The sequence below is a fragment of the Brucella sp. BE17 genome, from assembly GCF_039545455.1.
Lineage (GTDB): Bacteria > Pseudomonadota > Alphaproteobacteria > Rhizobiales > Rhizobiaceae > Brucella.
Map to the genome: position 1 here is coordinate 1,481,003 of NZ_CP154468.1, position 21,198 is coordinate 1,502,200.

The window sequence follows — 21,198 nt, forward strand, 5'->3', positions numbered from 1 at the left end:
CAGCTTGACTGGCTAGCAGCGATCATCAGAAGAACGGAATAGCTCATATGCCATACCCGCTGCGGCAAGATCGGCCAGAGCCGTTCCAACAGCCTTAAAGGTTGTAATTTGCGCGGGTGAGCTTCGCCCCTCCAACCGTCCGGCACATAGTTCTCTCAGGGGGCCTTTCAGGCTGGATGGCACAAAGGCACCACTTGCTATTGGTTGCGTAAAGTCGCCAGCCTCATGCAAGGCCTCTTTTGTATCGACATAAACAGCTGAGCGTGCGAGCGTTTCGTCATCTGCCTCCCGCATTGTTGGCGTAAAAGCACCGATCAGGTCAACGTGCGTGCCGGGTCGCAGCCACTCCCCCCGGATAAGCGGTGAAGTCGCCAAAGTTGCAGATGTTACAATGTCGGCTTCACGGATGCCCCTCTCCAGATCAGATGCCACATAGGCGTCAAACCCAGCCTCCTGTAGCCGGCTAACCATTATCGCCGCACTTTCAGCATTGATATCCCAGACGCTTACACGCCGGATATTTCGCACCGCCGCATAAGCTTCTGGCAAGAGACTTGCTACACGGCCGGAACCGAGAACCAGTAAGTTATCTGCGTCCTCTCTCGCGAGATAAGATGCGGCCAATGCTGATACAGCAACAGTTCTCCGGGTTGTTATGGCATTGCCGTCGATCGTCGCGAGCTGAATTCCACTACCGCTGTCAAACAGCAGATAGCAGGATGTGAGACCGGGAATCCCACGCCGAACATTGCCGGGAAACACCGTTACGATCTTAACACCGAGATAACCGTCACAGCCTGAATTCTTTTGCCACGATGGCATCAAGAGCAATGTAGCGTCTGGTTCATCCTGAACCGAAATTGTATGATGATGTCTTTGCGGTGCTTCACATCCGCGGACGAAAGCATTTCGCAAACGCTCAATCAACTCTGCCATCGGCAGTAAACGTGATGCCTCATCAAAAGGAATGTTCAATGGTGAAGAATTGGCCATCATAATACAGCATCTCGCTATAATGTTTAATTTTTAGTAGAACCTGAAACGGCTGACCTTGAGCTCTGCGATGTTCATTCTTTTGTTTCACGCAGACTGAACCCGCAGCAAAACGCTCAGCGTTTACGACACGGATTTCGGTGTTTGATATGCCATTATGATACTCCCAGGCGCCTGCTTTTCGCTGTTCTTGATCAACACATATCCCTTATTGAAAATTTTTTCAATAAGAATTTACTGTTGCGCTTGCGGACACGCCTTCGTGGTAATACAGATCAGGATTATGTATATATTGCTCATTAATTTCAGATATTTGGGTAGTTTATGACGATACCCAACGTTAAATAACGCAATATCCGAGGGAGATGGAGCCAATTGCCCGCTGCCTGGGTTCCCCCGAAAAGGGAACCTATCATTAAGCGTCAGCAGGGGTTGAGACAGGAAAGTTAGAGTGAAATTGAGCATTTTTTAGTTTGCCTCAGCTCACTCCGGAAACACGCCGGACGAAGCATAGCTGTCAGATCGATTTGTCTGCAGCTGCATCCTGAGACTGACTAACATCTTCGGAACCGGTTTTGCGGCTCATGGTTTGGCGGTTCAGTGGACCGAGTTGCGCTTCCAGAAGAGAATAGCACCCTTCTATGGCGTCCTCTCGTGAGACTGCCGTCGGATCTAGGCACCATTCGAGCCAAAGCCCATCAAAAAGTGCAATAAAATTTATTGCAAGCTGCTCAGAATTAACATCGAGGACACGTTCAGTGGCAAGCGCAGCTATATCCAGCTGAAGCGCTTCACGATATGCGCGCCACAGCTGCCGGTGCTGGGTTCTCAACGTTTCGTTCTTGTCGATTTCACCCCAAAGGGATAACCAGATGTGGAGGTTGTCCTTTGAAAAATGCTTCTCGGAAAACTGTGCCTGGATGAGAGCACACAGCCGCTGTTCAGGGTTGCTGGAGGCATTATCACGGCTCTCGCGGGCCTCAATTATCTGACGATGAACATCATCATAGAGCGAAACCTGATAAACCTCGGAAAGGATTTCATCTTTTCCCGAAAAATGATGTGCCACAAGGCCAATAGAGACTTTTGCTTCCTTGCGGATATTATCTGTTGTTAACGCTGTAATTCCACCGCGGGCAAGGCAGCGTGTCGCAGCCTCGACCAGCATTCGCCGGCGTACAGCCGGCAACTCCCGACTGAACCGTGGCGCTCGTTTTTTTTTAATCTCATTCATGCTCGGACCTCATAGTATACAACATCACGCAAACCGAGGTCCGCGAATAGCAATTTGTTACCTTATGACAAATACTTTCGTACTGGTCAGCCCCTGGGAGACTGCCTTGTGTCATTAAGCATGGAATAAGAACCCATTTCAGGGATTATCGGCGCCCAAACTGGCCCCTGATTCACAGGGCAACATGACCTTCGATTGCAATCGGAGATTTTCTATTGGACGCTTGTTGTGAGGACTATTTCGAAGGTATGAGATTTAGATGCGCTTCCATCCGACAACCGCAGCCAAAGCTTGGTCTCCGGCTTCACCATCTTGATAAAATGCTGCTAGTTATTGAGGCGGCTGTCATAGGTTTATTCAAGAAAGACCGGGCCTTGCGCACATGCTCAGTATGACCATATCATCGCGCTGAGGTCGGCTGGCCAGCCGGCCCTTCCGGGCAAAATAGCCGCTCTGGCTGACGCTCACGACATTGTAAACACAATATACAGCGAATTCTTTCTTCGCCTGATTGATGAAACGAAACGTCATCAATTTTTCTCTCCAACGAAAAAATCCGTCACCTTCTTAAGGATATCCCTCTCGTGCAATCTCTCGTTTTCTCGACGGAGCCGTTTGAGCTCGGCAGTTTGTTGCGGCAAGCCAGATATCATCAAGAATAAACTCGAACCGCAGAATTCGCAGCTGTACCTGAATTCAAAGCTCCATGACTATTTCACCGATAAGGCAGCTAACTCACAAATCCGGAGAGCGACGTTATACGACGACCCGAACGCGTTTATCGGCAGAAATTCGAACGGGGAGTGGAAATTGTGCGCTCCTGTAAAGAAGTTGGGGGTGGGTAGATATCTGGAGATTCTCGGAAAATCGAAACAGAACTGGCTGACTCTTTTCGGACCAAACGAAACACGCTCAGCATCACCGCACCGCACGTCTTGTCATTGAATCTCTTGCCTCGGATCGTTTCAGTGCTGATTGAAAACGATCCATCCTATGAGTTTCATCTAAAGGCGCAACGCTACGATCAAATGGTTCAGAGTATTCTGACGGGGGAAGCTGATATCGGAATCTCTCCCCTGCCTCTCGACGAGCGCTTCTTCGAGTGGGAGGTGGTGTCGAAAGCCAGCAGCGTCTGCGTACTGCGCACTGATCATCCCCTTGCCCGCAAACATGTGATCACCGTCGATGACATAGCAGGTCAGCCGATAGTCGCTTTGGAGCGTGATACGCATCGAGGAAAGGCGGCGTTTTGACATTTAGTCGCCGGGGGGTGTCGTTGAACTACAAGATCTATACCGAATCTATCGGCCTGGATGCTTCCTTTGTGGCACAAGGCATCGGTCTCGCACTAGAGCACGTCCATTGAACGCGGAATCGGGTTGAGGATTCCCCTGGCTTCCGAATTCTGATTCTATCGCTTCGACTGGTGATTTGGTCGGAGGCAATATGACCCGAGCTTTCAGTGATGATTTGCGTAGCCGCGTTCTGGCTGCGTCACGCGATGGCATGTCGGCGAGATCGGCGGCAGCCAGATTTGGAATTGGCATTTCAACGGCCATCGCCTGGATTGCCAGCGCACGGGCGGCCCAGTTGACGCCTGCCAAGCAGGGCCGACGCGGTGGTTCACGCCTCGATGCTCACGAGGACTTCATCATCCGCATAATCGAAGAGGAAAAGGATATCACGCTCAACGAGATGGTTCTGCGATTGCGCGAGGACAGAGCCGTATCGATCGGCCGCAGCGCGCTTGACGTCTGGCTGCGAAAGCGCGGTTGGACTTTCAAAAAAAGACCGCGCATGCACTGGAGCAGGAGCGTCCTGACCTGCTGAAACGTCGTCAGGATTGGTTCGACGACCAACTCGATCTCGATCCGGCGCGGCTCGTCTTCATCGATGAAACCGGCCTGAGCACGAAGATGTCCCGGCTTCGTGGACGGGCCCCTTGCGGAGATAGATGCCGCTCACCGGTCCCGCACGGCCATTGGAAGACGACGACGTTTACCGGAGCCCTCAGGCTATCTGGAATGACCGCACCCATGGTTTTGGACGGCGCGATGAACGGGGTAGCATTCCAGGCCTATGTCCAGCAGGTTCTCATTCCAACCTTGGTGCCGGGCGACATCGTCATCATGGATAATCTGCCTGCACACAAAGCGGAAGGAGTACGTCACGCAATCGAAGACGCCGGATGCCGGTTGCTTTACCTTCCTCCATACAGTCCCGACTTCAACCCAATCGAGAAGGCATTCGCGAAGCTCAAGGCCGTCTTGCGCGCAAAAGCCGAGCGAACGGTCGACGGCTTATGGAATACCGTTGGCCAAATCGTTACGCTGTTCGAACCACAAGAATGCGCCAATTACTTCAAATCGTGCGGATATGACCCCCAGTAAAGCGGACACGCTCTAGACAATAGCTTTATAGCACAACACTACAGCATATTCGGCCTGATGATCATACCCTTCGTACCTGACCTAACCTACGAATATGTCGTTTTCTGGCGGCGTGGAAGTGAACGGTTCTCCTCCCCATCAACTGCCGTGCGTACGTTTGTCGATGTCATTAGAAAGGCGCAGAAGGAGAAGTTCCAGAGCGAGTAGATTAATTCGGATTATCCTCGAAGACGCGTCACCTGTCGCTTTCAGAACTGTGTGCAATCGGTAGAAACGAGACTGCTCGCTCGTTACGCAAGCACCCGATTGACCTTCAAATGCAGCAAGTCTGTCACACCGAAATGGTTGCTTTGCTAAAGTTATTTTATCTCGGGATGTAATTATCCTCGTCGTCAATAGTGATCGAGGAGGCGGATACCGTCGTTGTCGCGCTAAAATCGCGCACCGTCACAACGACCGATGCCGTTACCCAGTCTCTTGCGGCGCTCCAGTGGCTGCAGGGCCATGGCGCGCGGCAGATATTCTTCAAATACTGCTCGACCTTCGATTCGACACCAGAGGGTAATATTGGGCCGGTCGCAGACGCCCTGAGCGATGCGCTCGGCGCGAAGGCGGTCATCGTCTGCCCTGCCTTTCCTGCCAATGGCCGTACCGTGTTCAACGGCCACCTCTTCGTCGGCCGGCAGTTGCTACAGGATTCGCCGATGAAGGATCATCCGCTGACGCCGATGCAATCGGTGATGCAGTTGCCGGCGACGGTGTGCATTATCGCGTGGTTGATGCCTCGTCGGAGGCGGACCTGCGTGCCATTGGTAAAGCTGCGGCCACACATCCGCTAATCACCGGCGGTTCAGCCGTCGCCATGGGCTTACCCTCCAACTTCGGCATCGCTCGCAATGACAAGGATACCGGCGAAACCGGCAAAGCCGCCGGCGTCCGCACCGCCATCCTGGCCGGCAGTTGCTCGGCAATCACGCGCCAGCAGCTCGTCCGCGCCCGAACGCTCTGGCCGAACCTGCAGATCGATGTCGATGCCATCGCCGAAGGACGCGATGTCGTCGGCGAAGCCATCTCCTGGGCGAGAGGTCAGACCGCAATGAGAACGGCGGTGCAAAATTAGTCCACGAAATCGGCGGAATATTTCTGTCGAGGACGGAGTAAAATCCGGCCACCTATTTATCCTTCTGCGATGATTGCGGGAGGGTTAGAGGATTTACACCGTGGACTTATATTTGAAGGTTCGACTTGCTTGTTCTGAAGGGATGACCCGTCGGCAAGCAGCGAAGCATTTCAACCTTTCCCGCTCGACGGTTGATAAGATGATTTCCTATTCGGTTCCGCCAGGTTATCGTCGCAAAGCTGTGATCCGTCGTCCGAAGCTTGATGCCTTTACAGCGACGATTGATCACTGGCTTGATGAGGACGTGAAGGTTCCGCGCAAACAGCGCCATACGGCCAAACGTGTGTTCGAGCGTCTTCGCGCGGAATGCGGTTTCACCGGCGGCTACACGATTATCAAGGACTATATCCGCGAACGCGAGCAGCGCCGACAGGAGGTGTTTGTGCCTTTGCCGCATGAGCCCTGCCATGCGCAAGCAGATTTCGGTGAGGCGATGGTGGAGATTGGTGGTGTTGAACAGAAGGCGCATTTCTTCGTGCTGGATTTACCACATAGCGACAGCGGCTACGTGCGGGCCTATCCGGCGGCCGTGGCGGAGGCTTGGGTCGATGGCCACATTCACGCCTTTGCTTTTTTCGGAGCTGTACCGCAGTCAATTGTCTATGACAATGATCGTTGCCTGGTATCGAAGATATTGCCCGATGGCACGCGTCAGCGCGCGACGCTGTTCAGCGGCTTCCTGTCCCATTACTTAATCCGGGATCGTTATGCGCGTCCGGGGAAAGGCAACGAAAAGGGGAACGTTGAGGGCCTTGTGGGTTATGCACGGCGGAACTTCATGGTTCCCATTCCGCAGTTTGCGACATGGGCTGCGTTCAACATCTGGCTGGAAGAGCAATGCCGCAAGCGTCAACAAGACAGGCTGCGCGGTGAGAATGAGACTATCGGTGAGCGACTGCAACGGGATCTGGCTGCCATGCGTCCATTGCCGGCTTCGCCATTCGACACCTGTGATCAGGCCAGCGGCACAGTAACGGCTCAAGCTCTGGTTCGCTACAAGACGAACGACTATTCCGTACCGGTTGCCTACGGCCACAGGCAGGTCTGGATACGGGGCTATGTCGATGAGGTGGTGATCAGCTGCGGCGGTGAGACTATCGCGCGCCATGTGCGCAATTGGGGGCGGGAAGATGTCGTTTTTGATCCGCTACATTACCTGCCGCTGATTGAGAAGAAGATCAATGCGCTGGATCAGGCAGCTCCTCTTCAAGGATGGGCTCTGCCCGAAGAGTTCGCTACGTTGCGTCGGTTGATGGAAGGCCGCATGGCAAAGCATGGGAAACGGGAATATGTGCAGATATTGCGCCTGCTGGAAAGTTTCGATCTCGCCGACCTGCATGCAGCGGTGAAGCAGGCCCTGCAGCTTGGAGCCAATAGGCTTCGACGCTGTCAAACATCTTGTCCTGTGTCGGGTGGAGCGTCGGCCGCCACGGCTTGATCTGTCGATCTATCCTTACCTACCCAAAGCAACGGTCGAGAAGACGTCGGCGAAAGCCTACATGCGCCTCTTGTCGTCGGATGCAGGAGAAGCGGCATGAACATTGAAGCACCAGAGATCCTGCTGTCCCATTATCTCAAGACCTTGAAGCTGCCGACCTTCCAGCGCGAGTACCAGAAGCTGGCCAGATTATGCGCCCCCCGAAGGGGTCGATCATGTCGGATATCTCAGTCGTCTTGCTGAACGCGAGATGATCGAGCGGGAGCGCCGCAAAGTCGAACGCCGCATCAGGGCAGCACGGTTCCCAACAGTCAAAAGTCTCGACAGCTTTGACTTCTCAGCCATCCCGAAGCTCAATAAGATCCAGGTACTGGAACTGGCACGCTGCGAATGGATCGAACGGCGTGAGAACGTCATCGCGCTTGGTCCCAGTGGCACGGGCAAAACTCATGTGGCGCTTGGGCTTGGTTTGGCCGCATGCCAAAAGGGCCTATCCGTCGGTTTCAACACGGCAGCTGCCCTGGTCAGCGAGATGATGGAAGCGCGTGATAAACGGCGACTGTTGCGGTTCCAGAAGCAGATGGCGGCCTATAGGTTGCTGATCATTGCCGAACTGGGCTTCGTGCCGTTGTCAAAGACTGGAGCGGAATTGCTGTTCGAGCTGATCTCGCAACGCTATGAGCGAGGCGCAACTCTCATCACCAGCAATCTGCCATTTGACGAATGGACGGAAACACTCGGATCCGAGCGGTTGACCGCTACACAACTGGATCGCATCACCCACCACGTCAACATTCTTGAAATGAACGGCGACAGCTATCGCCTCGCTCAAAGCCGAGCCAAAAAGCACCGCTAAAACACACACAAAATTATCGCCGCCGCAATCGGCTAACTCTGGTCGGGCTACGCCCTTCCGACGTTCCCCGATTGCGGCGTAAACTGGCCTAATGACCTTGCCCCGTTGAAATAATTCATTTTGAAGTAAGCTCTGGCTCATTGAGAGGCCCAGAGAATGAAGCGCAACCGTTTTACAGACGAACAGATCATCGGCATTCTGAAGAAGCACGAGACGGGCACGCCTGTCGCGGAGCTTTGTCGCAAGCACGGCGTCAGCGATGCCAGTATCTATAAATGGAAAGCCAAGTTCGGCGGCATGGACGTGTCCGAGGCAAAGCGGTTGAAGACGCTGGAAGACGAAAACACGAAGCTGAAACGGCTCCTGGCCGATGCGATGCTCGACAACGCCGCTTTGAAAGACCTTTTGGGAAAGAAGTGGTGACGCCCGCAGCAAGGCGTAAAGCTGTCGCTCATGTGATGGATTACCACCAGATGAGCGAACGGCGGGCGTGTAAAGCCATGGGCTTTTGCCGTATGACGATCCGTTACGAAACCAGGCGCAGCGATGACCATGACCTTCGCGAGCGGATGCGGTGCTGCGCAGCCGGAACGACTCCGCACCCCAACCCGCCGCTACCGCCCCAAATACAGCAACCCAAAACCGCTGGAGCAAACTCAAAACTGAATAAAACTTGGGGGCAACGTCACTAATTTTACGCCGCCATTTGGCCTGTTTTTAGTCCGCCGTTGACAGGAGCCCCATGTTTCTTATCCGGACACATCAGGGACTATCATTAAGGTCAAAACGTCATTGAAGGGGCTTGATCAGGCTCTGGCAGTGATCAACTGAACGGTAATCACAAATGATTCGCAAATCCATATATGACAGGATCATGTCCCGTGAGGGGCATGAAGAAATGACGCCTGAATCAGAAGAAGAGAAGAAGAAATTGAAGCGAATGAAATCTGCTATTCTGTTTTCAGGAGCGCTTGTCCTTTTGGCAATTGCCGGGTTCTCCATATGGCAGTTGCCAATGATGCAAAGAGCTTTCTCATATTCTGTAAGTGCTCAGAAAGCATCTGATCCATCTCTTGAGCCAACGCTTTTTCTGGAACACACCAAACAGGCGGGGCTGACGAAATGTTCGAATGTTTATCCTGTTTTGGGCCGAATCCTTACCAACAGTGCACACTAACAGGTTGCAAGCGAGTGGCGTCTTACTCAACCGAACGAGCATTCAATTCAAGGTCTGGTAGGACTGCGCTATGAAACTCAGGATTTTACTGCTGATGCCGGAGGCGTTGTATTCGCTGTTCCTCAAGAAGAAACGTGCGAAGGTGCAATGGCACGGGTTGTCCCCATACAGCAATCCTGTTCGAGCACTCCTGATACATTGATCAAAGGCGCGGACTTGTCGGCAAACCTTGGCAATGTATCCTCGTTCACGCTTGCCAACAATGGTGGTCAGGTATTACTAGTGCCAGCCTCTAATGACAGTTGCGTTATTGTTTTCATTATATAGGCTAGAGGATAACGATGATAGCACGGACGTAGACAGTGATCTTGAAGACATGACAGCAGAAGGGGATGGCGACGTATTTGAGACGGCTCTGTCGCAAATTTTCGTTTGAGGTAGAGTCGGCCTTAACTGTGGACGTCTTTATGCTGCAAGTTCAGCAAAGATCTTGAATGGCGAGCGATTGTTATTGGCGAACTGGTTCTTGCGGATCATATGGGTGGCCTCAACGCCAGCAATAGTGGCCGCCGCCGAATGAAATGCCTTGAAGCCCATCATTGGTCTTGTGAGACGTTTTATAAAGCGGTGATCCTGTTCAAGGATATTGTTGAGATATTTGATCTGCCGGATTTCAATGATCCTGCCCGTTCCGATGAATTTCAGGATCGTATTGACAGATTGCAAACCAGCCAGATTAGGATGCGGACTCATTATCTGAGGCGATCCATATCCTCATGGCAGCAAGTTGAGAGCGGCGAGATTGCGCTGACGATAAACCCAACGGCTGAAGCTGAAAGTCTTTTTACGATTGGTCTTCGCGGGGATGTTCGCCCAGCATTTGCGTTGATTGGCGAGGTTACGAATAGCATGGGTGTCATATGCCTTGTCGGCAAGGATCGTTGCTCCGGGCTGAACGTCACTCAGCAGCTTTTCAGCCATGGGGGCATCAGCAGCCTGACCTGCGGTTAATTCCAGGCGAACCGGCAAGCCATCAGCATCGACAAGTGCATGGATTTTGGTTGTCAGGCCGCCACACGAGCGTCCCATGCAAGGATCTGCAGATCACCCTTTTTAGCGTTGGCACCGTGGTGGTGAACGCGGATACAGGATGAATCGATCATCACGATATCGCCGTCGTAACGCTTTGAAACGGCGTCTAGAAGGTGATCCCAGATACTTGCTTTGCACAAGCGGGAGAACCGATTGTAGAGCGTCGTGCGCGGTCCATAACGTTCCGGCACGTCGCGCCAGGACGATCCCGTTCTGAAGCGCCACAGGATGCCATTGATCACTCGGCGGTCGTCGACACGTTCAATCCCACGGGTATTGGTCGGCAGAAGTGGTGCGATGACGCCCCATTCTTCGTCGCTCAATTCATGACGGCGCATGACAATCTCCTTTCACGGAGATTGAATCACATACCTTCAAAAAGGTGAACCAAGTTTATGGGAACACTGCCTAGCTCCGCTCTTTCCGATGACAACCCTCTCGGGAACGCCGTTGGCTGCGATGGTGTTCCGGACAAGGTCGTCATGGATAAAAGCGGGGCGAACCTGGCCGGTGCACAGGCTGTGAACATGATCCTGAAAATCACTGGTGCCGGAAGAATGTTTGAAATCCTTCAGGTCAAGTATCTGAACAACATTCTTGAGCAAGACCATCGGTCCATCAAGAAGATCACCAAGCCAATGATGGGCTTCAAAGCGTTTCACTCCGCCTCAGCCGCCATTGCAGGCATCGAAGTAGCTAACATGATCCGTAAGAACCAATTCGTCAACGACAACTGTTCGCCATTCCAGCTCTTTGCGGAGCTCGCACAATAATGGTGTCCAATGATAAGGCACACTTCACCAGCCCAGAATTTTGCGACAAAGCCGGTTTATCTCCACGCTTACAAGACCGTATCCGAAGCGCGTGCTGGCATCAGCTGGTATCTGAACTTGTACAACAGCCGACGCCCATATTCATCCCTTGACCAGCAGACACCGGATCAGGCTTACTTCAATGCGCTGACACCAATGATAATGGCAGCATAATCGGTTAGAAATCCACTTCACGAAACACCAGAAACTGTTCAGAAAAACCCAGCCACCTCAAAAATTAGCTGTTGCAATGAAATCTGTTTCATAACATGAGTAAGACAGTCAGGTAAAATGGTGCTGTTGCTAGTTGAACACCACAATTGGATTGAGGCATCATAGATAACTTTTTTGAGTTTAGTAGATGACCACGAGGAACGTGCAATCTGAGGCCTACAACGATCTGATGACAATTTATCTTTGTCACTGGAGAGGATTAGGGCATATTCTGAAAAAGCGGATTGGTTCGCATGAGCTTGCAGAAGACGCTTTACAAGAAACCTGGATTCGTCTCCAGACAAGTAAAACAGACATCGCAGTCATACGCGATAAGCAAGCGTTCATCCTTCGTGTGGCCAGCAATATAGCCACAGATCTTATCCGCAAGGAGCAACGCCATTCATCTCGGTGCATCAGTGATGAAGCGGTGCTTGCCGCTGTTGCTGATGCTTATCCTTCTCCGGAGGCGGTTATCGTTGATCGTGACCATCTTCGCCATCTCGTCAGTGTTCTCGCCAAACTGCCTGTCAATCCGCGTGAAGCCCTTTTATTCAACCGGTGTGACGGCCTGACCCATGCTGAGATTGCTGAGCGTCTGAATGTTTCGGTAAGTACAGTGGCTTATTATCTGGCTCAGGCGCTTCGGCATTGCAGAGATCACTTTCAGCCTTTTTAATTTTTAATTCCGGCTATAAGTCGTTCCTCGCCATTTGGTGTTGTAATTTGAATACTGAAGTCGCGGTTCGGTGCGAGTAGAGGCTCAGCGAAAATGATGAGGTAATGACGGGAAATGAGGTCTGAGAACACCGAGCATACAGACAAAATTGCCCTCAGTGATGAGGCGATCGGCTGGCTGGTAAAGCTTCATTCCGGCGTGGCTACTCCAGTAGATCACGATGCTTTTGCCGACTGGCGAACATTAAGTGATCAGCATGAAGCCGCGGCAAGAGATGCTGAAGCCGTCTGGAGCGGTATCGGTGTTGCAGGTCCGCAGTTCAGACGAAAAAACCGCGAGCTTACAGTTACACGCCGAGCAGCGTTGTGTGGCGGCATATTCTTGCTTGCGGGTGTTGTGTTGCAGCGAACCGGTTTTATCGGGCCACAGCTTTTTGCGGACTATGTTACTGGTATTGGCGAACAGCGTACAATCGCGCTTGCCGATGGTTCCTCTGTTTCTTTGAATGCAGATACAGCACTTTCGGTTGACATGCGTCCTGAAAAGCGGTCGCTGCAATTGTTCTATGGGCAGGCAACTTTTGATGTTGCACCGGATCGCGCGCGTCCTTTTGTTGTCAGCGCGGCGGCGGGGAAGATCGAAGCTATCGGAACGTCATTTGATATCGATATCCGCACCGAGAATGTCGCCGTTACGGTTCTGTCTGGGTTGGTCGAGGTCTCAACCGATGCAGATCCTATCACAGCTGTAGAAGTGAGTGGGAATGAGCGCGTCTTATACGATCGTGCTGGAAGCGCTTTTTCGCCAGAGGTTGTGGACGCTGATATTGAAACCTCGTGGCGGCGCGGGCGTCTTATCTTTAACCAGCGGAAGCTCGGCGATGTCATCTCAGAGCTTGAGCGATATCGCCGGGGTAAAATCGTTATTGCGAATAATGAGCTTCGCGCCCTGAATGTCACGGGCGCTTTCGATCTCACCGCTCCAGAGACCATATTGGACACACTGGCAAGTACGCTTCCAATACGCATCACTCATCTGCCTCTAGTGACAATAATCCGGTAATGGTTAGGGCTGGATGAAAATAATATCATTATAAATCAATTGATTGGTATTAATTTTATTATTTATTGAATTTTATCCTATAAAGTTTTGCTTCTCATTTCGTCTCTCCTACAGAGGGCCAGCCAAACAACGCTAATTCTGCGAGCCACGCCCAAATATTTCTTATGCTGGACGGAGCAGGTACTATGCAGGACGAGGCGTTGAGAGCCGGGCAAAATTATACACATCGCAGACAGTCTTTGATGGCTTTGTTGTTGGCATCGACTGGGTTTGGCTTTGTTGTAGTTATAGGAGCACAGCAAACAGCTTACGCGCAGAGTGTGTCGGTGCAGACAGTTTCACTGAATATCCCGTCGCAAAATCTCAGTTCAGCACTGGCTGCATTTGCTGGCCGGACGGGTGTAAGAATGCTGATTCCGTCGAGCCTTGTTGCCGGAAAAAACAGTGTTGCTTTGGTGGGAAGCTACACACGAGAGCAGGCAATGTCGCGTCTGCTGTCCGCAAGCAATCTGCATTACAGCTTCACCGATGCAAATACTGTAACCATTTTCGATCCGCCGAGTGGAGGGTCTGCCGCAGGTGACATCATAAATGGCGAAGATACGACCTTGCTTGATACGATTACCGTGACTGCTGGTCAGGGGGTTGGTCTGGCGGATCAGCCTTATCAGACAGCCGGTTCGCAAACCTACATATCGGCTGATAAGATCGAACGCTTTCGCGGAACATCAGTTGGTGACATGTTGTCTGGCACACCGGGCGTATTGAATGCAGACAACCGCAATGGTGCAGCTCTTGACGTGAATATCCGCGGTATGCAGGGGCAGGGTCGCGTTCCCGTAAGTGTTGACGGAGCCATTCAGGAAACGACAGTTTGGCGTGGCTATTCCGGCATTGCTGGAAGATCCTATGTCGACCCTGACTTTATAGGCGGGGTAATGGTCGAGAAAGGCCCCAGCTCCGGAGCCGACGGTGCAGGTGCGGTTGGCGGTATCGTGCGTATGAACACCATTTCCGCCGATGACATTCTACGTCCGGGCAAGGACTTTGGTATTCGCATTAAAGGTGGCTTCAATTCTAACAGCTCTTCTGTGCCTCCGGTCGATACAACTGGAGGACTGCACGGCGCAGGCACTTATCCCGATGGCCAGCTGCCAACATCTTTTGGCGGCCCGGAAGGTATGGATAGACCCTCATTCCTTGAGCCTGCCGGTGGCAATGGCAGTATAGCTGCAGCCTACAAGTCGGAATATGTTGAAGTATTGGCTGCCTATGCGCGGCGTAAAAACGGCAACTACTATGCGGGTACCCGTGGTAAGACTGTTGATAAGATCCTTTTCCCAAACTGCATGAGAATCAGTGCGGGAGAATGCTCGAGTGTGGCACCCGGATATACAAGCGTCGCTTTCGAAGGTCTCAATCGCTATCGCGGGGGCGAACAAGTTCTTAATACGTCTCAAGATAACAAGTCTTTTCTTCTCAAGGGAGGCTTTCATCTCCCTTACGACCAAAAATTAGACTTGTCCTTCATGCGTTATGACAGCATCTATGGCGAAATCATGCCATCACAAATTCTTTACGCTGAAGACTATGGTGCGTACCAAGCAAAGCTTAATCAAGTGAAGATGGATACCTATACCGCCAAATATTCGTGGAATCCTGAGGGTAATGATTTTTTTGCCTTAAAGGCAGGACTTTGGATGACAGATGCTGAACTTACCACGCCGTATCAATGGTATCAGTTTGATGATCCAATACTTCACAATTACTACGGAACGAAAAACAAACGTTGGGGGTTCAACGCTGAAAATACCTCGGCATTTGATACTTCAATTGGAACAATATCGTTAAACTATGGTGGCAGCTACACATACGAGACCATAAGTCCAGGCGATGGTGCCGATTTGATGAAGGGAAGAAGTGGTAACCGTCGTGAAGTAAGCCTGTTCACATCTGGGGAGTGGAAACCAAATGACTGGCTGACGTTCAACGCGTCCGTCAGATATTCAGATTTTAAATCAAAAGATACACGACCTTGGGAGGTTGAAATCTATCCGTTACGTCACGGAGATAAAGTTTTTAATTTTCACTCCGCCGCTGAACGCACCGCCCACCGCAAAGCCAATCCCGGATCTGTAAACATGCCGATGATCCAGGAGGTTAAAACTGGAGTTTATAGAGCCTATGATGGAAATGGCTTGGCGCCAGTTTTATCAGCAACTATTGAACCAGTTGACGGTATACAGTTCTATGGAAAGTATGCTGAAGCGATCCGCCTTCCAAGTCTTTTTGAAACAACGCGCGGCTTTTCAACCGATGAATCTCCGTTCAATCTTAAGCCAGAACATGCACACAATTGGGAATTCGGCCTAAATGTATTAAAAGATGATATCTACTTTGACAGTGATAAGTTGCGCGTGAAAGCTAGTTACTTTAATAATAGAGTTGATGACTACTTGACCAGAACATTTATAAAAGAAGTGGGGGCTCCAATCGTCAACATAGATAAGGCGGAGCTGCAAGGACTCGAACTTTCTGCTTCGTATGCCGCCGGTCGCTTTTTCGGTGATTTTTCCTATACCCACTACCTACGTACGCGGTTTTGCGCGAATCCAAGCGAGCTTTCAAACAGTCATGAACTTTGCAACGCGGGTGGAACAGATAACAGTTATGTTATCAATCAACTACCACCGAGAAACAGTATGTCGCTCACCCTTGGTGCGCACGCGTTTGAGGATAAACTAACCGTTGGAAGTCGATTAACCTACATTGGCAAGCGGACAGGTGATAGCGCCATTGCTGTCGGCGGTTCGATTGTAAATGTTGATTGGAAACCATACACCTTGGTAGATCTCTTCGCGAGTTATAAGATCAACGATCACTTTCAAGTTGATGCTGCAATCGATAACGTAGCCGATGTCTATTATATGGATACCCTGACTCTTGGGCTCATGCCGTCACCAGGACGAACATTCAGACTGAATATGACGTCTAAGTTCTAAATGACAAATGAAAGGGCAGGCTCTGCTTGCCCTTGTTTTGTTCCCGAATGACGAATCGTTCTGCTATGGCCGTACGACTGCTTGGGGTACAAGCAGCTTGTAGCCCAGTGATGAATGGGGCCGCCCGGTATTATAATGCTGTCTCCAGTTTTCGATAATTATCTTCGCCTCCTTGAGCGTGTAAAAGATTTTACCGTTGAGCAGTTCGTCGCGGAGCTTCGAGTTGAAGCTCTTGCAATAGCCGTTTTCTCATAGACTGCCCCGGCGTAATGTAGGCGGTTTTGGCAGCGACTGCTGCGATCTACTCCCGTAGCGCCTTGGCGAAGAATTCCGGACCATTGTCGGAACGAATATGGGTGGGGATGAAGAGGTCGGAAAGCACGTCGATGACATCGACGGCCTTCAGCTTTCTCTCGACCCTGATGGCGATACTTTCTCGCGTGAACTCGTCGATCATGTTGAGCATGCGGATTTTCCTGCCGTTATGCGTGCGATCCCCGACGAAGTCGTATGACCAGACATGGTTGGGATATTCCGACCGAAGCCGGATGCACGAACTGTCGTTCAACCACAGTCGGCCGCGTTTCGGTTTCTTGTGAGGCACTTTTAGCCGCTCCCGTCGCCAGATGCGCTCAACCCGCTTGACGTTCACGATCCAGCTAGCCTGATGCAGCATCGCCGGGATGCGGCGATAGCCATAGCGACCATACTGAGGGCGAGCGCCGTGGTGTCAGCGGTCAGTGCCGCCTCATCATCCGTGGTCTTGGCGATCTTGCGCTTTGTGGACGATGCTGACCGAGATTCCGGCACGCCCGTCTTTCGGACACCTTCAGTTCATCGATCTATGGGCTTACGGCACAAGGTCAGACTGGCTTTCTCCCAGCCTGGAACACCAAGCCGACAATGCTCTTATTGAATCCTTCAATGGAACATAGCGTGACGAATTTTTGAATGTGAACTGGTTCAGCTCGGTCATGGAGGCTCGACAGCTCACACGTCAAACCGTCCATACACTAACTTTCCGAACGGATCCCCCCCTCGTTTCACGCCAAAATTAAATTGTAAGAACCAAAATAATGGTCCGTGAATAATTTCTATTTAATTACGTGTTTGGTGTAGAACTTATTTTTATAGCATAGCATGCAGTACACAGAGATCATGACGGTGTTCATATTCCCGGCACCAACCCTTCAACACATTCTCAATTGGATGGCCCCGCTGGAAAATAGTCGCTTTCGTGTGCCAGCGCAGCTTTATGTGAAGCGCAACTGCTCGCATCCGATCTTCGTAGGAATATATAAACTACAACCCTGATAGCCAAAGTTTTCGTCTGCACCGCCATCTGCGCCGTCTTAATCCAGCGGTCTGTTCATCCGTATTTGCAAAGTTCAGTTGTAAAAGTACATTCAATCCGGTTCACTAGCTCCTGAGCCATATAGTTATCGGTAATAAAGGCCTTCAATGCAGAATATGACGATCCCTACCGTTACTCAGGACCCCGTTGTCCGTGTTTCCGATAACGATAGTGAGCAGGTCCCACAGAATGGCAGACAGGTTCGTATCGAGGCCGTGGCAAAGCTGGCAGGGGTATCGGCGATCACTGTTTCGCGTGCATTGGGTAAGCCAGAAGTTGTCGCAGAAAAGACCCGAGTGAAAGTTGCTGAAGCTGTTCGTGCGACCGGGTTTAGCCTCAACCCCCATGCAAGTGCTTTGCGTTCAGGCCGTTCGAATGTTGTGGCGGTTTTCATTTCCTCAATGGCTAGTGAACAATTTCTGCAGGCTGCTGGTGCGTTTTCGGACGTAGTGGAAGCGCTCGGGTTCGAGGTCGTTCTTGCCCGCACGTCTTATTCCTACGAGCGTGAGGTGCGGTTGACGCGCAGTCTGTCGCAAATCCGGCCTGCCGGCGCTTTTATCACCGGTATGCTGGAACAAGAATTGAATCGTGATTTGTTTCGTCGCCTCAAAATCCCGATCGTCGAAAGTTGGGCGTACTGCGATACGCCGATTGATATGCTTGTGGGTATTTCAAATACCGATGGCGTGAGCGCCATGATTCAATATCTGGCGCAGCGTGGTTATCGGCGTCCGGCATTTATCGGTCGCGCGTACGGACGCGGACACATTCGTCATGTTGCATTTCAGAATGAATGCGCTCGTCTTGGTCTGGAAGCGTCCGGTGCCATACTCTTACCCACGGTTCGCTCAAAAGAAGATGGTCGAGTCGCTTTGTCTGAATTGTTACGCCAACATAGCCCGGATGTCGTCTTTTGTGCGAACGACCTTCTAGCCTGTGGCGCTCTGCTTGAAGCAAAGGCTCGTGGATTACGTGTGCCTGAAGATATCGCCATTTCAGGGTTTGGAGACTGTGCATTGATGCAGGAGTTGCCGCCAGGAATTACGACTATTGCTGTAGACGCAATAGAGTTGGGGCGTTTGGCCGGCGAGATGCTTGCTGCTCGATTGACTAAGGCTGGGTCCCAGAAAGACAGGGTGCTGCTTCCCCTTACCTTGATCCAGCGGGGGTCTTGCTGATCTAACATTCATTGACCGTTCGATTCGACTGGACGGAAGACTGCATGCGAATGGGAACACGTATCGTTCGCAAGCAATAGTCAAATTGGCAATCATTAAATTATTTAACCGAAGACGTAGCCAGAATGACTATTAATCAGATATTGAATGTTAACGTTGTCACACATGCGAGATATATGCCATGATGAAATATACCGGGATCAATCGGGAAGCCGTAATTTCTCTGCTTTCAAGCTTTATTACGATCCCCTCAATCAACCCTGCCTTTCAAACGGAGAATGACGAAGATGCTTCGCAATTTGGCGAACAGGCAGTCGCTGAAGCTCTATATGGATGGTTTCGGGCCGAGAATATTGATTGTGCAATTGACGAAGTGGCGCCGGGTCGGCCAAATCTCATAGCGCGGATAAAGGGGCGACAGGCGACAAAGAGGATGCTTTGGGAAGGGCATTTGGATACCGTGCAGGTTTCCGGTATGGCAGAGCCCTTTAATCCCCGAATAGAAGGAGACAAGATTTTTGGGCGTGGTGCTGTAGATGATGGCGCAAGCGTTGTGGCTTTTATGTTGGCAATGCGCGCATTGAAGGCGATGCCGCCACAATCGGATGTCGATTTTCTCGCTGCGATGGATGAGGAATTCAGTTACCAGGGAATATTGCATCATCTTGCCCGCGAAGAGCAGTATGATCTGGGAGTTGCGGGGGAGCCGACGTCACTACGGGTAGTCAGAGCCTGTAAGGGCACTGTCCGCTGGTGGGTGAATATCGAAGGTCGCAATGCGCATACAGGCAAGCCTGAGGAAGGAATTAACGGTATTACAATTGCTCGCCGGATTTTGGACGCCTATGACGCTGAAATGGCCCGTCGAACCCACGTCCATCCACTGCTCGGTCCCGCGACACTGACTTGTACAGCAATTGAAGCTGGCATTGGCCCTAACACGGTTCCTGCTGTTTGCCGTTTGCGGTTCGATTATCGGTATTTACCGACAGAGTTGGGACTGGAAGTTCATGCAGATTTCAAGACTGTCGCCGAAGCGGTAGTGGCTGAATTTCCCGATGCATGTGTTGCGGTTGAAACGCCGTTCGTTGACTCTTCAGCTATGGACATTGCCCAGACGAGTGAGATTGTGGCTCGCATGAGCAGCGTTTGTGCCCGTTATGAAGTCAATCCTGAATCGATTGGTGTGCCATATGGGTCGGATGCAACAAAAATGGTCAACAATGCCGCTATCCCAACTATTATTTTTGGACCCGGCAGTATTGATCAGGCCCATGCAATTGATGAGTTTGCTGAGATCGAGCCAATCATAAAAGCTGCGAAAATGCTTGTTGATTTAGCCCATGACCTAGAGACGCCTTTATGATCGTATCGCTGTCTCCCTGCCTGTTCACCGGTCATTAGATCGATGACGGGCAGGGGCGTTAGGAATGAAGATGATGGCTCATCCTCTTGTTGCCAGGGATGTCGGCTCTCTCCTGAAAGCAAACAATTATGCTGAGGAGCGTATCAGGATGGTAATCCGGCACCGCAAACGGTAACAGTGATTTTTTCTCCAGCTTGTGGCTTATAAGCACCGGATAAAAGCGCCGCAACGGCTGCCGCACCGGCTGGGTCAGCCGCAATGCCCATTTCAAACCAGAGCCATTGTGCGGCTTGAGCCATATGGTCGTCCTCTATCAGAACATATTCATCGACCACCTTGGAAAGCTGTGCAAAGAGCTTTTCATCGGTGCGACGACAGGACATCGTGGGGATGGCGCTTTTAATCTCGCTTAGCGTAACCACTTCTCCTGCGGCGGCAGAGTCATGCAGTGTGGGTGAGCCGTAAGGTTCGACGACGACGACTTTAATATTAGAATTCAATGCTTTAATTGCAGTTCCGGCGCCTGTGACGAAACCGCCTCCGCCTGCTGCGATAATGACTGTTTCGGTTTCAGGGCGATCCTCCAATATTTCAAGTGCTACGGTCCCCTGACCTGCGACGACAAACGGGTCTGCAAAAGGATGAACATATATGGCTTTATCCTTCATGGCCAAGTCGTTCGCGAGGGTGTTACAATGATCGAAGTCTGCCCCGCCGATAACAGTTTTTGCACCCCAGGCCTGCATTTTAGCTACTTTTTCTGCCGCAACAGATTGAGGTAAGAAAATGGTAGCTGGCACCTTTGCGATAAAACCGCATCTTGCGACTGCTAGTCCATGATTCCCACCAGAGGCCGCAACAAGTCCATGAGCACGCACGTCAGAAGGAAGCGACATGACGCGATTGGCGGCACCTCGTGCCTTGAATGAACCGGAAACCTGAAGACATTCAAGCTTGAGCGAAAGAATTCCTTGTGTGATTGGTGATTTTATTTGATCGGCCGCCAAAAGTGGTGTTCTTCGTACATATGGTTTGATCCGCTGTGCGGCCGCCTGAATGTCACCCAAAGAAATCATAGCCTTATCCTTTATATTTGAGTTTTTTTTCTTCGCATTCATGAATCTGCTTGACGTCGTGGAGCTATTCCGTCCAGATTATGGTAACGTTATCAT

General features: G+C 51.3%; 14 protein-coding genes and 8 pseudogenes. 15 read left to right on the top strand and 7 right to left on the bottom strand.

Annotation, left to right across the window (positions count from 1 at the left end):
* Positions 1–12: 12 nt before the first annotated feature.
* The 3 genes and pseudogenes from AAIB41_RS18210 to AAIB41_RS18220 all read right to left on the bottom strand — a co-directional run.
* A complete protein-coding gene (locus tag AAIB41_RS18210) occupies positions 13–993 on the bottom strand; it encodes an ornithine cyclodeaminase family protein (RefSeq protein WP_343316126.1) in 981 nt (326 codons plus the stop codon).
* Between the two features lie 517 nt (positions 994–1,510).
* Positions 1,511–2,227 (bottom strand): TetR family transcriptional regulator C-terminal domain-containing protein, encoded by a 717-nt coding sequence (locus AAIB41_RS18215; RefSeq protein WP_343315370.1) that lies wholly within the window; start codon positions 2,225–2,227, stop codon positions 1,511–1,513.
* Between the two features lie 710 nt (positions 2,228–2,937).
* A pseudogene (locus AAIB41_RS18220) lies at positions 2,938–3,081 on the bottom strand (peptidase T); the annotation flags it as partial.
* Between the two features lie 24 nt (positions 3,082–3,105).
* Between AAIB41_RS18220 and AAIB41_RS18225 the strand changes: the two are divergent.
* From AAIB41_RS18225 to AAIB41_RS18260, 8 genes and pseudogenes are all read left to right on the top strand, one after another.
* Entirely contained in the window at positions 3,106–3,480 is a 375-nt protein-coding gene (locus AAIB41_RS18225) for a LysR substrate-binding domain-containing protein (RefSeq protein ID WP_343316127.1), read from the top strand.
* 193 nt (positions 3,481–3,673) lie between these two features.
* Positions 3,674–4,617 (top strand): IS630 family transposase gene (locus tag AAIB41_RS18230; protein ID WP_343313482.1). Its coding sequence is split into 2 segments (ribosomal slippage): positions 3,674–3,998 and positions 3,998–4,617, totalling 945 coding nucleotides; the frame shifts between segments, so codons are not numbered across the junction.
* Positions 4,618–5,015: 398 nt separating this feature from the next.
* Positions 5,016–5,456 carry a four-carbon acid sugar kinase family protein gene (locus tag AAIB41_RS18235; RefSeq protein WP_343315371.1) on the top strand — a complete coding sequence of 147 codons (441 nt, stop codon included), beginning with the start codon at positions 5,016–5,018 and terminating at the stop codon, positions 5,454–5,456.
* 23 nt (positions 5,457–5,479) lie between these two features.
* Positions 5,480–5,737 (top strand): nucleotide-binding domain containing protein, encoded by a 258-nt coding sequence (locus AAIB41_RS18240; RefSeq protein WP_343315372.1) that lies wholly within the window; start codon positions 5,480–5,482, stop codon positions 5,735–5,737.
* Between the two features lie 142 nt (positions 5,738–5,879).
* Positions 5,880–7,335: pseudogene (istA, locus tag AAIB41_RS18245) on the top strand (IS21 family transposase).
* Positions 7,332–8,091 (top strand): annotated as a pseudogene (istB, locus tag AAIB41_RS18250) (IS21-like element helper ATPase IstB). Before istA ends, istB begins: the two co-directional pseudogenes overlap by 4 nt.
* A gap of 156 nt (positions 8,092–8,247) precedes the next feature.
* A pseudogene (locus AAIB41_RS18255) lies at positions 8,248–8,666 on the top strand (transposase); the annotation flags it as partial.
* A 269-nt stretch (positions 8,667–8,935) separates the two neighbouring features.
* Positions 8,936–9,268: a hypothetical protein gene (locus AAIB41_RS18260; RefSeq protein WP_343315373.1), complete on the top strand. Its 333-nt coding sequence runs from the start codon at positions 8,936–8,938 to the stop codon at positions 9,266–9,268.
* 465 nt (positions 9,269–9,733) lie between these two features.
* On the opposite strand, the pseudogene AAIB41_RS18265 reads toward AAIB41_RS18260, so the two are convergent.
* Positions 9,734–10,006: pseudogene (locus AAIB41_RS18265) on the bottom strand (DDE-type integrase/transposase/recombinase); the annotation flags it as partial.
* A gap of 69 nt (positions 10,007–10,075) precedes the next feature.
* Positions 10,076–10,704 (bottom strand): annotated as a pseudogene (locus tag AAIB41_RS18270) (IS5 family transposase); the annotation flags it as partial.
* 117 nt (positions 10,705–10,821) lie between these two features.
* Between AAIB41_RS18270 and AAIB41_RS18275 the strand changes: the two are divergent.
* The 5 genes and pseudogenes from AAIB41_RS18275 to AAIB41_RS18295 all read left to right on the top strand — a co-directional run.
* Positions 10,822–11,133 (top strand): annotated as a pseudogene (locus tag AAIB41_RS18275) (DDE-type integrase/transposase/recombinase); the annotation flags it as partial.
* 12 nt (positions 11,134–11,145) lie between these two features.
* On the top strand, positions 11,146–11,346 hold the full coding sequence (locus AAIB41_RS18280; protein WP_343316128.1) for an integrase core domain-containing protein: 201 nt from the start codon (positions 11,146–11,148) through the stop codon (positions 11,344–11,346).
* Between the two features lie 187 nt (positions 11,347–11,533).
* A complete protein-coding gene (locus tag AAIB41_RS18285) occupies positions 11,534–12,064 on the top strand; it encodes an RNA polymerase sigma factor (protein WP_343315374.1) in 531 nt (176 codons plus the stop codon).
* Positions 12,065–12,178: 114 nt separating this feature from the next.
* Positions 12,179–13,126, top strand: coding sequence for a FecR family protein (locus AAIB41_RS18290; RefSeq protein ID WP_343315375.1), 948 nt, complete (start codon positions 12,179–12,181; stop codon positions 13,124–13,126).
* Between the two features lie 185 nt (positions 13,127–13,311).
* Positions 13,312–16,128 carry a TonB-dependent receptor gene (locus AAIB41_RS18295; protein WP_343315376.1) on the top strand — a complete coding sequence of 939 codons (2,817 nt, stop codon included), beginning with the start codon at positions 13,312–13,314 and terminating at the stop codon, positions 16,126–16,128.
* Between the two features lie 63 nt (positions 16,129–16,191).
* Here the strand turns inward: AAIB41_RS18295 and AAIB41_RS18300 are convergent.
* Positions 16,192–16,961, bottom strand: a pseudogene (locus AAIB41_RS18300) (IS3 family transposase); the annotation flags it as partial.
* 628 nt (positions 16,962–17,589) lie between these two features.
* On the opposite strand from AAIB41_RS18300, the gene AAIB41_RS18305 reads away from it, so the two are divergent.
* Complete coding sequence (locus AAIB41_RS18305) at positions 17,590–18,660, top strand: LacI family DNA-binding transcriptional regulator (RefSeq protein ID WP_343315377.1); 1,071 nt, start codon at positions 17,590–17,592, stop codon at positions 18,658–18,660.
* A gap of 181 nt (positions 18,661–18,841) precedes the next feature.
* Positions 18,842–20,026, top strand: a complete 1,185-nt coding sequence (locus tag AAIB41_RS18310; RefSeq protein ID WP_343315378.1) for a M20/M25/M40 family metallo-hydrolase — start codon at positions 18,842–18,844, stop codon at positions 20,024–20,026.
* A 143-nt stretch (positions 20,027–20,169) separates the two neighbouring features.
* Here AAIB41_RS18310 and AAIB41_RS18315 read toward each other — a convergent pair whose 3' ends face one another.
* A complete protein-coding gene (locus AAIB41_RS18315) occupies positions 20,170–21,144 on the bottom strand; it encodes a pyridoxal-phosphate dependent enzyme (protein ID WP_343315379.1) in 975 nt (324 codons plus the stop codon).
* Positions 21,145–21,198: the final 54 nt, after the last annotated feature.